This is a genomic window from Rhodococcus sp. KBS0724, assembly GCF_005938745.2.
Taxonomy (GTDB): domain Bacteria; phylum Actinomycetota; class Actinomycetes; order Mycobacteriales; family Mycobacteriaceae; genus Rhodococcus_F.
This window is the reverse complement of sequence record NZ_VCBX02000001.1, coordinates 5,026,947-5,040,475: the sequence shown is the minus strand read 5'-3', so window position 1 is coordinate 5,040,475 and position 13,529 is coordinate 5,026,947. Positions and strand designations below refer to the sequence as shown.

General features: G+C 63.4%; 14 protein-coding genes. 6 read left to right on the top strand and 8 right to left on the bottom strand.

Going from position 1 to position 13,529, the window contains the following annotated elements:
• Positions 1-55: 55 nt before the first annotated feature.
• The gene (locus FFI94_RS23240) at positions 56-652 is read right to left on the bottom strand and encodes a peptide deformylase (protein WP_138869884.1); all 597 of its coding nucleotides are present in this window, start codon (positions 650-652) and stop codon (positions 56-58) included.
• Positions 653-835: 183 nt separating this feature from the next.
• Between FFI94_RS23240 and FFI94_RS23235 the strand changes: the two genes are divergently transcribed.
• From FFI94_RS23235 to FFI94_RS23215, 5 genes are all read left to right on the top strand, one after another.
• Positions 836-1,204: a DUF3263 domain-containing protein gene (locus FFI94_RS23235; protein ID WP_138869883.1), complete on the top strand. Its 369-nt coding sequence runs from the start codon at positions 836-838 to the stop codon at positions 1,202-1,204.
• Positions 1,205-1,275: 71 nt separating this feature from the next.
• Complete coding sequence (locus FFI94_RS23230) at positions 1,276-1,863, top strand: LytR C-terminal domain-containing protein (protein ID WP_138869882.1); 588 nt, start codon at positions 1,276-1,278, stop codon at positions 1,861-1,863.
• An 89-nt stretch (positions 1,864-1,952) separates the two neighbouring features.
• Positions 1,953-2,657: a superoxide dismutase[Cu-Zn] gene (gene sodC, locus FFI94_RS23225; RefSeq protein WP_138869881.1), complete on the top strand. Its 705-nt coding sequence runs from the start codon at positions 1,953-1,955 to the stop codon at positions 2,655-2,657.
• A gap of 87 nt (positions 2,658-2,744) precedes the next feature.
• Positions 2,745-3,869 carry a glutamate--cysteine ligase gene (locus tag FFI94_RS23220; protein ID WP_138869880.1) on the top strand — a complete coding sequence of 375 codons (1,125 nt, stop codon included), beginning with the start codon at positions 2,745-2,747 and terminating at the stop codon, positions 3,867-3,869.
• Between the two features lie 185 nt (positions 3,870-4,054).
• On the top strand, positions 4,055-5,359 hold the full coding sequence (locus tag FFI94_RS23215) for a phosphatase PAP2 family protein (protein WP_185993438.1): 1,305 nt from the start codon (positions 4,055-4,057) through the stop codon (positions 5,357-5,359).
• Here FFI94_RS23215 and mnhG read toward each other — a convergent pair.
• Genes mnhG through FFI94_RS23185 form a run of 6 tightly spaced genes read right to left on the bottom strand, consistent with a single transcriptional unit; the run spans position 5,325 to position 11,616 of the window.
• Positions 5,325-5,669 carry a monovalent cation/H(+) antiporter subunit G gene (gene mnhG / locus FFI94_RS23210; protein ID WP_138869879.1) on the bottom strand — a complete coding sequence of 115 codons (345 nt, stop codon included), beginning with the start codon at positions 5,667-5,669 and terminating at the stop codon, positions 5,325-5,327. The two genes, FFI94_RS23215 and mnhG, sit on opposite strands and share 35 nt — an antisense overlap.
• Positions 5,666-5,935 carry a monovalent cation/H+ antiporter complex subunit F gene (locus FFI94_RS23205; RefSeq protein ID WP_378652762.1) on the bottom strand — a complete coding sequence of 90 codons (270 nt, stop codon included), beginning with the start codon at positions 5,933-5,935 and terminating at the stop codon, positions 5,666-5,668. The genes mnhG and FFI94_RS23205 overlap by 4 nt, the downstream gene beginning before the upstream one ends.
• Positions 5,935-6,504 carry a Na+/H+ antiporter subunit E gene (locus FFI94_RS23200; protein WP_138869878.1) on the bottom strand — a complete coding sequence of 190 codons (570 nt, stop codon included), beginning with the start codon at positions 6,502-6,504 and terminating at the stop codon, positions 5,935-5,937. The genes FFI94_RS23205 and FFI94_RS23200 overlap by 1 nt, the downstream gene beginning before the upstream one ends.
• On the bottom strand, positions 6,501-8,150 hold the full coding sequence (locus tag FFI94_RS23195; RefSeq protein WP_397495581.1) for a Na+/H+ antiporter subunit D: 1,650 nt from the start codon (positions 8,148-8,150) through the stop codon (positions 6,501-6,503). Before FFI94_RS23195 ends, FFI94_RS23200 begins: the two co-directional genes overlap by 4 nt.
• A gap of 17 nt (positions 8,151-8,167) precedes the next feature.
• Complete coding sequence (locus FFI94_RS23190; protein WP_138869877.1) at positions 8,168-8,785, bottom strand: Na(+)/H(+) antiporter subunit C; 618 nt, start codon at positions 8,783-8,785, stop codon at positions 8,168-8,170.
• A complete protein-coding gene (locus FFI94_RS23185; protein WP_138869876.1) occupies positions 8,782-11,616 on the bottom strand; it encodes a Na+/H+ antiporter subunit A in 2,835 nt (944 codons plus the stop codon). Before FFI94_RS23185 ends, FFI94_RS23190 begins: the two co-directional genes overlap by 4 nt.
• Before the next feature lie 193 nt (positions 11,617-11,809).
• Between FFI94_RS23185 and FFI94_RS23180 the strand changes: the two genes are divergently transcribed.
• Positions 11,810-12,223 (top strand): NUDIX domain-containing protein, encoded by a 414-nt coding sequence (locus FFI94_RS23180; RefSeq protein ID WP_260684252.1) that lies wholly within the window; start codon positions 11,810-11,812, stop codon positions 12,221-12,223.
• On the opposite strand, the gene FFI94_RS23175 is transcribed toward FFI94_RS23180, so the two are convergent.
• A complete protein-coding gene (locus tag FFI94_RS23175; protein ID WP_260684251.1) occupies positions 12,180-13,523 on the bottom strand; it encodes a hypothetical protein in 1,344 nt (447 codons plus the stop codon). The two genes, FFI94_RS23180 and FFI94_RS23175, sit on opposite strands and share 44 nt — an antisense overlap.
• Positions 13,524-13,529 lie beyond the last annotated feature (6 nt).

Genomic DNA, 13,529 nt, shown 5'->3' with positions numbered 1-13,529 from the left:
GGTGGGAGCTTGTATCGCAACACCACCCGGCTACCGATCGAGATGGGCAAACTTCTCAGTCTTCGTATTCGTCGTCGTGACCGAACGGATCATCGACAGTGCCAGGAGTCCACGTCAATCCGGGCTTACCCCAACCGGACTGCTTGATGGCCTTCTTCGCGGCGCGCGCATTCCGGCCGATCAGGACGTCGGTGTAAAGGAAGCCGTCGAGGTGGCCGGTTTCGTGCTGGAGCATCCGGGCGAAGAAACCGGTGCCTTCGATTTCGATCGGGTTGCCATCGGCATCGGTGCCCGTGACCTTGGCCCAGTCGGCGCGGCCGGTGGGGAACTGCTCGCCGGGAACCGAGAGGCAACCTTCGAAGTCGTCGTCGGGATCGGGCATCGTCTCCGGGATTTCCGACGTCTCCAGGACGGGGTTGACTACAACTCCGCGTCGGCGGGTGTCGCTACGATCGTCACCTGGGCAATCGAACACGAACAGACGCAGCGAAACACCGACCTGATTGGCCGCGAGGCCGACGCCGTTGGCGGCGTCCATCGTCTCGTACATGTCGGCGATCAGTTCGGCGATTTCCGCCGGAGACTGTGTAACCGGCTTTGTGGGCTCGTGCAGTACCGGGTCGCCGACGATTCGAATGGGGAGGATAGCCATGGTGTCAAGGATAGTTGCGGCGCGCCCGCGTGGTTATCGCGGCCCGTCCGATACCTCGTGGTTCAATGGTTGCTGAAGTACAACGATGTGATTTGTTGCTCGGTCGGGCCATGTGCCCGGGGGAACGCGGGCAACAGGGGGACACAGTCTCACTGACGGCGAATACAGCAGTCGAGGAGTGACATGGACAGCGCAGTAGCGCACAGTCGAAGCCAGACCGATGGCGCCGAAGTCGAAGATTCAGCAGCTGTCAACAGTCCGGGAATCAACAGTCCGGGAATCAACGATGTCGGCGAGGACGGGCTCACCCGTAGAGAACACGACATTCTCTCCTTCGAACGCCAGTGGTGGAAGTACGCCGGCGCGAAGGAAGTAGCGATCAAAGAGTTGTTCGACATGTCGGCAACCCGCTACTACCAGGTGCTCAATGCACTCGTTGATCGCCCCGAATCGCTGGCAGCAGATCCGATGCTGGTCAAGCGCCTGCGTCGGTTGCGCGCCAGCCGTCAGAAGGCGAGGGCAGCTCGTCGCCTCGGCTTCGAGGTGACATGAAGCCGCAAAACCTGCGCTCGAATCTCTGTCGATGAACGGTCGAACCGCCCACTGGCGATAGGGTCGTGAGCGTGAGTACCCCGAAAGAGCAGCCGTCCGGACCACCCCTACGCGCTATCGCCATGGTGCTGATCGCCCTCGCGATCGTGTTCATCGGGCTCGGTGCGGCGTCGCTCGGCGGCTCCGATTCCGACACCACGGCGGCCGAGCAGACCGAGACGAGCGCAGCAGCCGCGACCACAACGGCGGTAGCCCCGGCGACAACTGCGCCGGCTCCAAACACCGGCACCGATTCCGCGGAAACCACGACGGCAACAACGACGACACGCCCGTCCGCCACCACGACCTCGGCCTCGGCCGGCGCGTCGGTGAGCGTCGACCCGTCGAGTGTCAGTGTCCGGGTCCTGAACAACAGCACGGTGTCCGGTCTCGCAGCAGGTACTGCGGAAGAGTTGACCGCAGCGGGTTGGAATGTCGAGGAGACGGGTAACTACAGCGAAGGAACGGTGAGCACCACCACGGTGTTCTACGGATCTTCCGCGGCAGAGAAGGCAGCGGCGCAGCAGATTGCCGCCGAACTCGGTGTGACGGCAGAGCCACGATTTGCCGGTATCGCAAACGCGTCGCCCGGTGTGATCGTCATCGTCACGTCCAACTGACCCGTCGGTTCGGACCACCCGTCGGGTCTGTGTACTACTCACGCCGTTATGATCAGTTGCACTTCCTCGCCACCCAAAGGAGCGGTTCGATGGCCCCCAGCAGCACCCGGCGTATGTCCTGGCGCGTCGTTGCCCCCGTAGTCGCACTAGCCGCTTTCGGCTTGACTGCCTGCAGTAACAACGAAGAGCCCAGCAACGTCCCCGGTACAACTCCGCCTGTGTGGACGGGTGCGGCCGACCCCAGCGCACACGAGAGCGAAAGCCACGGAGCGTCGTCGACTGCTCATGCCGGTAGCTCCGCAACCGAGACGGTCACCTCGACCTTGACCGGCGCAGACGGCAGCAAGGTCGGCACGGTCACCTTCACGCAGGAAGGTAGTGACGTCAAGGTCACCCTCGATGCAAAGGGCCTGACGCCGGGCTTCCACGGCTTCCACGTTCACCAGGTTGCCAAGTGCGAGACCAACTCGGTGGCGCCCAGCGGCGGCGAGCCGGGCAACTTCCTCTCGGCCGGCGGACACTTCCAGGCAGAGGGCCACACCGGTCATCCCGCCAGCGGTGACCTGACGTCCGTGCAGGTTCTCGAGGACGGCTCTGCCACCCTCGTCACCACCACCGACGCGTTCACTGTCGACGACCTGGTGGCAAACGGCGGCACCTCCGTCATGATCCACGCGGGCGCCGACAACTTCGGCAACATTCCGACGCGTTACGCGCCGGCGCCGGATCAGCAGACCCTCGATACCGGTGACGCCGGTGCACGCGTTGCGTGTGGTGTCATCACCAAGAGCTGATCCTGCTCTGAGTTCTGCATCACTTCGGCAACTACCACGCAGTAGCCAGCACGGTGTTCTCGCGATCATTGTGGTTGGATTCTCTGCGTGGTAGTTCCATTTCCGGGTTCGCCGCGTCCGACGCTGGGCGTGGAATGGGAGATCGCCCTGGTCGATCGTGTGACCAGAGATCTCTCCAATACAGCTGCCGAGGTGTTTTCGGCGGTCGAGGAGCTTGCGGGCTCCGAGACTCCGCACATCACCAAAGAGTTGCTGCGTAACACCGTCGAGTTGGTGACGGGCATTCACGACACTGTCGGTGAAGCCATGAGCGATCTCGACGCATCACTCGACCTGCTGCGCCGCGCCGCGAATCCGCTGGGCGTCGACCTCATCTGTGCGGGTACCCATCCGTTTGCTCAGTGGTCGACTCAGTTGGTCACGCGCACGCCTGATTACGACGAGCTGATCGAGCGCACGCAGTGGTGGGGCCGTCAGATGCTGATCTGGGGTGTGCACGTTCACGTCGGCGTGTCCTCGGCGGATCGGGTGTTCCCCATCATCAACGCACTGTTGCAGCGGTATCCGCATCTGTTGGCGCTGTCGGCGTCGTCGCCGATGTGGGCGGGTGTCGATACCGGCTATGCGTCCAACCGGGCACTGATGTTCCAGCAGTTGCCAACGGCGGGTCTGCCGTACCAGTTCGAGAGCTGGGCCGAATACGAGTCGTTCATCGACGACCAGATGAAGACCGGCGTGATCACCAAGATCGGTGGCATGCATTGGGATATTCGCCCGGCACCCAAGTGGGGAACCATCGAAGTGCGGGTGTTCGACGGGGTGTCGACGCGCGCGGAACTGGGCGCGCTGGTCGCGTTGGTTCACTGCCTCATCGTTGATCTCGACCGCCGCCTCAGCGCGGGGGAGACGTTGCCGAACATGCAGCCGTGGCATGTGAAGGAAAACAAGTGGCGCGCAGCCAGATACGGTCTCGACGCCGAGATCATCCTGGACTCGGCCGCGAACGAATGTCTGGTCACCGACGACTTGGAGCGACTGCTCGAAGATCTCACGCCGGTCGCGGTATCGCTCGGGTGCGCCGACGAGTTGGCATCGGTCGCCGAGATTCCCCGACGCGGAGCGTCGTACCAGCGTCAACGGCGTGTGGCGGAAGCTCACGGTGGAGATCTGGTGGCTGTCGTCGACGCGTTGGTTGCGGAATTGGGTACCTGACACCTCGTTGAGCGGTTTCGGTAAACCGTACGTTTGTCCAGACGCCGTCCAGGCTTCGTTCACACGCCGTTTACTATTATCCGGTGTTGACAGACAGTGTGTCCCGAAGCGGGGCTTCAGCGGGGTCCGGAAGCGGAGCTTCAGCAGGCCAGACGGGCCAGTCCTGGGCCGCGTCGCACAAGGTCCTGATCCTGGGCAGTGCAGCGGTGCTCGCCCTGGTTCTCGGTGTGCAAGCCTTTGCGTCGTACCACGGGTATCTCGGTCCGGTGGAAAGCCTTTTCGGGGACTACTTCCTGGTTCCTCGTTCGGCCACGATGCCGTGGGTGGGGCTGGCATTGGCCCTGGTCGGGCTCAATAACCGCGAGCGTGTGTACGCGGTCTCCGCTGCTGTCGCCATCGACTTGGTGGTCGGAGTTATCCGCTGGTCTGCCGGCGGGCCGATCACGATGGGTACCGGCGGCACCTGGGTGCTCACTGCCGTTGTGGTCTACGCGTTCTGGAAACTGTCCGGCGAGCGCCGCAGCAGCGTCCTGCGCGGCGCCGTGTTGGGCATTCTGCTGATCGTTGCCGCGAAGGTAGCCGAGACGTGGCTGTGCCTCACCATTCTTGTCGGCACCGACGTGTGGGACGAGTACGTGTTCCTGGCGGATCAGGCGTTGGGCAACCCGTCGTGGGTCATGGGTCAGGTTGTCGACGCGCTCGGTCCGGTGGGAGCGGCGATCCTCGACTGGATCTACGTCGAATTGCCGGTGGCGATCATTGTTGTCGCGCTGTACCAGTGCCGTAAGGGTTGGCCGTCGCATCACCTTCTGCAGACGTTCCTGCTGATCGGGTTGATCGGGCCGATCTTCTACATTCTGTTCCCCGTGGTGGGCCCGGTATTTGCGTTCGGACCGCGCGGACTCGGATTCCAGATCGGCGACTTCTGGCCGAATATCGTTCCGAACGTGGATTTCTCGGCCCCCGCGTCGCTGCCGTTCGACGACGCCGCGCCGCGTAACTGCATGCCGAGCCTTCATACCGCGTGGGCGGTGGCACTGTTCACCCACTCGCGGCGTGGCCCGTGGTGGTTGCGCACCTTGGGTACGTTCTGGCTTCTCGCGACCTTGACGGCAACGTTGGGCTTCGGGTTCCACTACGGCGTCGACCTCATCGCCGGCGCGGTTTTGTGCCTGACCCTCGACGCGGCACTGCACGATCCGGAACGTGGCTGGGGTTGGTTCCGTATCCGGCTGGTGCTCGGGGGCAGTGCGGCACTCGTCGGATTGCTGTTGTCGTACCGGTTTGCGTCGGTGCAGATGGCGGCGTACCCGGAACTGTTCGGGCCGCTGCTTGTCGGAGTTCTGACCGCGATGTCGGTGGCGTTCTTCGCGACGTTCTACGCCAGGCCGGGCACTGCGCTCGCCCGGTGGGGCGGCCGCGACGCAGACGTTTCCGGCGTCACGGATTCCGACGCTACGGATTCTGCGGCGGGTCTTCCAGTTCGTTGATCTTCATGACGGCGTCCTGCTCGCGCTGCTCGCGGTAGGCCACGCGGCCCACGCTGTGCGCGATCACCGGGGCCGTCAACATGGTGAAGATGCCGACCAGGACGAGCATCCAGATGTCGACGCTGCCGCGCAGCAGGAACACCGCGCCCATGAGAACAAGAACGAGTCCGACGACCTGAGGTTTGGTGGCCGCGTGCATCCGTCGCAAGGTGTCGGGGAATCGCACGATGCCGACAGCGGCGGTCAGGGCGAGAACCGAGCCGAGGAAGATCGCGATGACGCCGATGACGTCGAGAATGTTGCCGATCATCGGTCACTCACCCGGAATCGTGCGACGGAGACGGATCCGATGAATCCGACCAGAGCGAGAGCGACGATAGCGGGAACGATCGTGGTGTCTCCGCTGTACGCGGCCCATACGGCAAGTCCACACATCGCAACGGCGACAATCGTGTCCAGCGCGACCAGACGGTCGAGTGAGCTCGGCCCGTCGATGAGCCGGAAAGTGGTCAGCACTGCGGCGACCGCGAGCATCACACCGGAGATGACCAGGATGGTGGTGATGAATCCGTTCATTATTGATCCTCCGCTCGGGGCGCATCGAATTCGTAGTCACGCTGGTGCCACGGGCTTGGTTGCCAGTCGGAGTCACGCTCGAACGATGCGATGAACAGTCGCTCGAGATCTTCGACCGAGCGATAGAACGCGCTCACCGCTTTCTGCGAACCCACGTCGAGGACGTGGACGTAGACGATGCGACGGTTCTGGTCGATCTCGAGAACCATCGTTCCCGGGATGAGGTTCAAGACGTCGATGCACAGGGTCAGCACTAGGTCCGACTTGATACCCAGTTGGTAGCGCAGGACACCGGTGACGGGCGGCGGCGACGGCCGGATGGCGAGCCACGCAACCTGGATGCTGGAGACGACCGCGTAGTACACGATCACGCCGATCAGACGCAGGATCGAGAGCACATGCACTCGACCTTCCACGGGGACCGGGGGCAACGGCAGGAGAACCATGATGACCAGGCCGACGGCAATTCCGCCGAAGATGTTGCCCCAGCTGACATTGCCCCACAGCAGGATCCACACGATCATGAGCCACAGGAGAATTCCGATACGGAGTACGTGCGAGCGATTCATCGCGGTGCCTCCTCGGTGTCGGGTGAATCTGGGCCGACCGGTTCTTGGCCGGAATCGGTAGCCATCGGTATCGGCCGGTGATCTCCGAGAACCGCGTCGATGTAGATGGACCGATCCTGTAGATCCTTCGCCGCGCGGTCACTGATGTCGATGATCTGCCCGGCAAACACCGTCAACGCCAGGCCCACTCCGACCAGTGCGACTGTCGGGATCAGCATGAAGGCGGGAATCTTGCCGACGTCCTCGCGGTCGTCGAACGCGATGTCCTCTTCGGATTCGTCGATCAGAGCTGACGGGCTGACATCGGCGAGGTCGCCTTCGGGGGCGTCGGCGCGGGCGCGCCAGAATGCCTTGGTCCACACCCGGGCCACAGCGTAGAGCGTCAGAAGGCTGGTGACGGTGCCGCCTGCCACCAGAATCCAGGCGAGCGCGCTGGCGTCGGCAGCGCCGGCTTGCAGAAGCGCAACCTTGCCGATGAAGCCCGAGAACGGCGGGATACCACCAAGATTGAGCGCGGGAACCAGGAACACGATTGCCAGAATCGGGCTGGCCGCGGCCAAACCGCCGAGGCGCCTCAGGGACGAGCTTCCGGCTTGTCGTTCGATCAGACCCACGACGAGGAAGAGCGTCGTCTGCACGATGATGTGGTGCGCGACGTAGTAGATGGCGCCGGACAAGCCAGACGTGGTGGAGAGCGCGATACCGAAGATCATGTAGCCGATATGGCTGACCAGGGTGAAGGACAGTAATCGTTTGATGTCGCTCTGGGCGATAGCGCCCATGATGCCGACCACCATGGTCAACAGACCACACACCATCAGGACGTTGTCGAGTTCACCTTGCGGGAACAGGAGTGAGTGCGCGCGGATGATCGCGTACACACCGACCTTGGTGAGCAAGCCGGCAAAAACTGCGGTAATGGGCGCAGGTGCGGTCGGGTAGGAGTCGGGAAGCCACGCCGAGAGTGGGAAGACAGCAGCTTTGATGCCGAATGCGACGAGGAGGACGCCGAAGATCGCGGTGCGGGTGCCGGCGGGGATGTTGTCGAATCGCAGGGCCATGTCAGCCATGTTGAGAGTGCCCGTCGCGGCGTACGCAAAGGCGATGCCGGCCAGGAAGATCAGCGACGACACCATCGAGACCATGACGTACGAGACGCCGGCTCGAACGCGGTCGGCGCTCGCTCCCAATGTCAGCAGCACGAAGCTCGCGGACAGTAGCACCTCGAACCCGACGTACAGGTTGAAGAGGTCGCCGGCGAGGAACGCGTTGGAAATGCCGGCGGTGAGTGCGAGATATGTCGGTAGGAAGATCGACACCGGCTGCGCTTCGTTGCCGTCGCGAATACCCTGACCGATCGCGTACACCATGACGGTGAGCAGAACGATCGACGAGACCAACAGCATTATCGCCGACAGTCGGTCGACGACGAGGGTGATGCCGATCGGCGAATCCCAGCCGCCGACCTGAACTGCGGTGGTGCCGTCGCGGTCGGCGAGATAGAGCAGCATTGCGGACACTGCGACGACGCCGACGAGAGCAATCAGGGTGATGACTCGTTGGAAGCGGGGACGCCGGCCGACAACAAGTGTTGCGGCGGCGCCCAGCATCGGGATCAGGACGGGCAGGGGCGCAAGTGCTCCCATGAGGTTGGACGAGATGGTCACGTGCGCGCACCTCCCTTACCGTCTTTCTGGCGCTTCTCAGGCTCTTTCTTGCGGGCGAGGTCGGTTGCCCAGTCCGGCACGGGTTCGTCTTCGAAGTCGCCGTCGCGGAGGTCTTCGTAGCACTCGATGTCTTCGAGGTTGACCAGTTGTTCCAGGGGAATGGGGTTGCCGTCCTTGTCGAATGCGTCGCCGCCGATGCTGGGCGCACCGGTGACGGGGTCGTCGGATCGGTCGTGGTCGGGGGCGTCGGCGGGCAGTCGGCGCAGCAAGACCTTGGTGTCCTCGGGATCGTCTTCGACGGCGTCTGCTGTGTTGATCTTGTAAGACCGGTACGCCAGTGCCAGAACAAAGCCGGCCATGCCCATCGTGATGACGATCGCGGTGAGGATCATGCCCTGCGCCAGGGGGTCGGCGATTTCCTCGTGCACGGACTCGCGGCCCACGATCGGAGGATTGCCGTCGCTGCCGCCGACGGTGAGGATCAGGAGGTTGATGCCGTTGCCGAGCAGAAGCATTCCCAGCAACATGCGGGTGATGCCGCGCTCGATCAGCAGGTACACACCCGTCGACGTCAGGACGGCGATCAGGAGGAGCATTCCGATATTTGCGCTCACGATGCTTTCACCTCGATTTCTGCGTCGAGGCGTGCGCCGAGACTTCGGAGTACGTCCAGCACCAGGCCGACCACGATGAGGTAGACGCCGAGGTCGAAGAACAGTGCGGTGACCAGTTTGACGTGGCCGATCAGGGGGAGTGTGAACTCGAAGACTGCCGACGAGAGCGCCGGGGCACCGAGGAACAGCGAGGTGATCGCGGTTCCCGCCGAGAGGGCCAAGCCCAGGCCGAGGATTTTTCCGGCGTCGATGGGAACGGCTTCACCGAGTTCGTACCGTCCACCGGCGAGGTAGCGCAACACGAGTGCGAGCCCGGCCGTCAATCCGCCGGCAAAGCCGCCGCCTGGCGCGTTGTGGCCGGAGAAGAAGAAGTAGATCGACAGCACCATGATGGTCGGGAAGACCAACCGGGTGGTGACCTCGAGGACCAGCGAGCGGTGACGCGGATCGATGAGATCGCCGCCGCGTAGCCACGTCGTGTCTGTGCTCGCGGCCGCTTTGTCGACGATCAAGGACGGTGCGTCGGACACGCGGGGCGCGATACCGAAGCGGCGGTTGCGGAAGACGAGGCTCGCGACGCCTGTTGCGGCAACCAGCAGCACCGAGATCTCGCCGAGGGTGTCCCATGCGCGAATGTCGACGAGGAGGACGTTGACTACGTTCTTGCCGTTGCCGATGGTGTACGCGGCGTCGGGAAGCAGTTCGTAGATCGGACGCGTATTGCGTGCGTTGACGGCGTACGCGGCGATGGCGGTGATCGTGATTCCGACGGCACCCGCGAGAAGAGCGCGCGGCAACTTGAACCCGATCGCCTTGCTCTCGTCGATCTCCGCCGGGAACTTCCGCAGCACCAGCACGAAGATGACCAATGTCAGTGTCTCGACCAGGAATTGGGTAAGAGCCAGGTCGGGAGCACCGTGCAGCGCGAACAACACGCCGGAGCCGTAGCCGGTGAGTCCGACGAGGATCACGGCGGCCAGACGGTTGCGCATGACGGTTGCAGCGATGGCCGCGGCGATCATCATCAGCGCGATGGTCAGCTGAATGGGGGAATCCCACAACCGCAGGTTGACGCCCGTGTCGGTGTCGATGATCAGCAGGACCAGCGGCACGATGACCAGCGTCGCGAGGATGGTCGACTGCGTCCGGGGTAGTGAACCACGCTGCGTGACGCCGGTCAGACGCATGGAGATGGTGTCCATGCCGCGCAGGGTCGCGTCGTAGATTCGGTCGGCGTTGCCGAGCGGAGGGTGCTCGAAGTGCAGGCGACTGATTTGGCGCTGTGCGATGTAGAGCGCAAAACCTCCGGCGATGACCACGCAGGTAAGCAGCAGCGGCGTGTTGACGCCGTGCCATAACGCCAGGTGATAGTCGGCGTGCGGACCGGCGGGCAGGGTGGTGGAGTACGGCGTGAGCAGCTTCTCGAGCTGCGGGGACAGTATTCCGGCGGCCAGTCCGGCAACGGCGAGCAGGCCGGGGGAGAACAGGAACAGCCAGCTGGGCGCATGCATCTTGCTCACCGCGGGGCTGGGCTTGCTCAGCGTCTTGCGACCGAATGCGCCCCAGATGAATCGGATGCTGTATCCGACGGTCAGGATCGAGCCCATCACGATGACGGTGATGACGGCGATGGACGACCAGTGGCCGAGGACGTCGGTTTCGAGGACCGATTCGAGGGCGGCTTCCTTACCGACAAATCCGAGAAGCGGCGGTAGCCCGGCCATGCTGGCGGCGGCGAGGGCCGCGATGATCGCCAGGGCGGGGGCCGTTTTACCGAGGTGGGCAAGTTTGCGCAGGTCACGTGTGCCGGTGGTGTGGTCGATGATGCCGACCACCATGAAGAGCGCAGCCTTGAACATGGCGTGCGCCACCACCATCGTCATGCCGGCGAGGGCCGCGTCGCGGGTACCCAGACCGACCAGAACCATCATGAAACCGAGTTGGCTGACGGTGCCGAACGCTAGGACGAGTTTGAGGTCGTACGCCCGCATGGCTCGCCAACCGGCAAGGATCATCGACAACAAACCGAGGCTGATGATGGTGATGCGCCACGGCGGTGAATCCGCGTATCCCGGGGCGAGACGTGCAACGAGGTAGATGCCGGCCTTGACCATCGCGGCGGCATGGAGATAACCGCTGACTGGGGTGGGTGCGGCCATGGCGCCGGGTAGCCAGAAGTGCAGCGGGACGATGGCGGATTTCGACAATGCGCCGATCAGGATCAGGACAATCGCGACGGACGGCAACCATCCGGTGGGCGGCGACGCGACCAGGTCGGACAGGTTGTAGCTGCCGCCGGCCTGACCGAGGATGATCATGCCGACCAACATCGCGAGACCACCCGCAGTGGTGACCAACAGTGCCTGGGTTGCGGCGCGGCGACTGGTGGCGCGCTCGGCGTAGTGGCCGACCAACAGGAACGACAGAACCGTGGTCAGTTCCCAGAACATGTAGAGCAGCAACATGTTGTCGCTGGTCACGAGGCCGAACATGGCGCCGGCGAACGCCACCATCTCGGCGGCGAAGATACCGAGGCGGGGTTCGTCGTCGTTGAAATATCGTGCACAGTAGATCAGGATCAGCGTGCCGACTCCGAGGACCAGCACGGCCATGATCGCGGAGAGCGCGTCGAACCTGAAGTCGATGTCCATCGACAGGCCAGGAGCCCACGTGATGTGCAGTGTCTCGACTGTGCCCCATTTGTCGATGACCCAACCGAGGCTGATCAGCGGAACCAGAGAGAGCGGGAAAAATCCGTTTCGCCCGAACCTGCGCACCACAAGCGGAGCCAAGAGGGCGGCAACGGCATGGGCAAGCAGAATACTGAGCAAAAGGCACTCCGTCGTGTTGTGTTCAGCGGGCGGCGGGGTGTCCGAACAAATCGAACCTATCGGTATTTTCGGGACGAATTCTCTTCACAAGGACATCGTCTGCGTGTATATATTACCGGCCCGTCTTCTTTTGCCGTGCAGTGAGTCGCTTCGAACTACAACCGTGTGAACTGATACACGTATGTTGGACCAGGTGAAATCGCAGATCATCCGCACCGCTGCCCTTGCTCACATTCGGGATCGCCGACTGATTCAGACCCGGTCGGTCGGTAAGACAGCGTTCTACATGGCCGGCGGCAAAATCGATCCGGGCGAGACGACGGAACAGGCGCTGCATCGCGAGATTCGTGAGGAACTCGATGTCGGACTGGTGCCGGGCACCGTCGAGTTTCTCGACGTGTTCGAGGCCCAGGCATTCGGTCATTCGGTGGGGACGGCGCTGCACATGAGTTGCTATCGCGCCGAGATGGACGGCGAACCCCGTCCGACGAGCGAGATCGCCGAGATCCGGTACTTCACCTCGGCCGAGTACGAAGCCATGGACGAGGTGGCGCCAGGCTCGCTCAAAGTGTTTCGACGCTTGGTGTCGATGGACCTGATTGACTGACCAGGCGCAGTCGGTAGCTGGCGTAGGCGCAGATGACCACGATCGCGAGGGCTGCACCGTTGAGGATCAGGACATCATCGGAGGGTTCGAACCGACTGGCAGCGCTGTCTCCGGTGATGGGTGTGTAGTCGGTCCACCCGTAGGAGAACTGCGGGTACACCAGCAACGCAAACGCCGTGGGTCCGAAGATCACGCCAAGCCCGACCAGTAGTCGCGAAGCACCCGTCCGCGCCGGTTCGGACTGCATGGCGCTGACAATCGTGTACGCCGCGCCGGCGCCGCAGACGAGGATCAGGATGTCACTGACCGACGTGGCGCTGTCCAACGAGAACGTGGTTGTTGCCACGTAGCTCGCAATTCCGGTAACCGTCAGCGCAAGGAGCAGGATGTAGCCGACTACGAGGGAGGGGCGGAACGCGGCGAGCGTTGCTGCCGCGACGATGAGGACCGTCAGAAAGATCGCTGTCGGTAGGGGCGCCGACACCTCGGTACTCACCGTCGACGACAGGCTGTTTGCCACCGCTGCTGCCAGCATGGCCGCAGCGGCAGTCGCCATCAGCAGGATCTGACCGCCGTTCTCCAAGATGCGCGCGGCGACAACGGTGACCAGAAGCGCACAGGCGACAAGGGGAATTGCTGCCCACACCGTGTTGATGGTGATCCACCAGTTCAGTGCCACGCCCATGAGCGTCAGCACCGCCGAGATAACCACAGGCCGCACTGCCATCCGCTCCGGTGGCTCGTCTCGATGTCGGTCGGCATTGCTGCGCCACCACACCGCTATCGTCAGCGCGGTCAGCCCGAGAGCAGTGAGCGTGGCGGCCACGATCGGCGGCTGAAACTGCGCGGTGTCCTGCGCGAGGTAGTCCGCATAGCGCCGCGGAACAGCGGTGGGATCGAGCAGTGCATCCGAAACGAACACGGCCACAAGCACACCCGCGACGGTGGCTGCCCGCACCATTCGGGGGATCGTGACCGTCACGGCTCCGAGCGCAACACCGGCCCCGACGGGGGACAGGGCCTCGAATGCTTGGTAGTACAGGCCTGGCAGTTCCAGCAGGAGCCCGCCGAGCGTCACCAAGGCAGCCGTCCGGATGCGGGTGCGAGCGAGACCGGCCGCAGTGCCGACGGCAACAACCGCCAGAACACCGGCCCCGATCGTGCCGATGGACCAGAACCGATCGCCTGACCAAATCGACCGGGACTGGCTTTCGAGGAAGGGGGCCAGGCCAACCACGGTGACTACGAATGCCGTCAGACCGCCGAGTATCAGGCGGGGCGTCCTGCTTTTGACGGGCACCACTTC

What these genes read in the sequence shown, in the direction of transcription:
- FFI94_RS23240 (WP_138869884.1), bottom strand. Translation starts at nt 652, where the DNA reads ATGGCTATCCTCCCCATTCGAATCGTCGGCGACCCGGTACTGCACGAG.
- FFI94_RS23235 (WP_138869883.1), top strand. Translation starts at nt 836, where the DNA reads ATGGACAGCGCAGTAGCGCACAGTCGAAGCCAGACCGATGGCGCCGAA.
- sodC (WP_138869881.1), top strand. Translation starts at nt 1,953, where the DNA reads ATGGCCCCCAGCAGCACCCGGCGTATGTCCTGGCGCGTCGTTGCCCCC.
- mnhG (WP_138869879.1), bottom strand. Translation starts at nt 5,669, where the DNA reads ATGATCGGCAACATTCTCGACGTCATCGGCGTCATCGCGATCTTCCTC.
- FFI94_RS23205 (WP_378652762.1), bottom strand. Translation starts at nt 5,935, where the DNA reads ATGAACGGATTCATCACCACCATCCTGGTCATCTCCGGTGTGATGCTC.
- FFI94_RS23200 (WP_138869878.1), bottom strand. Translation starts at nt 6,504, where the DNA reads ATGAATCGCTCGCACGTACTCCGTATCGGAATTCTCCTGTGGCTCATG.
- FFI94_RS23195 (WP_397495581.1), bottom strand. Translation starts at nt 8,150, where the DNA reads ATGGGAGCACTTGCGCCCCTGCCCGTCCTGATCCCGATGCTGGGCGCC.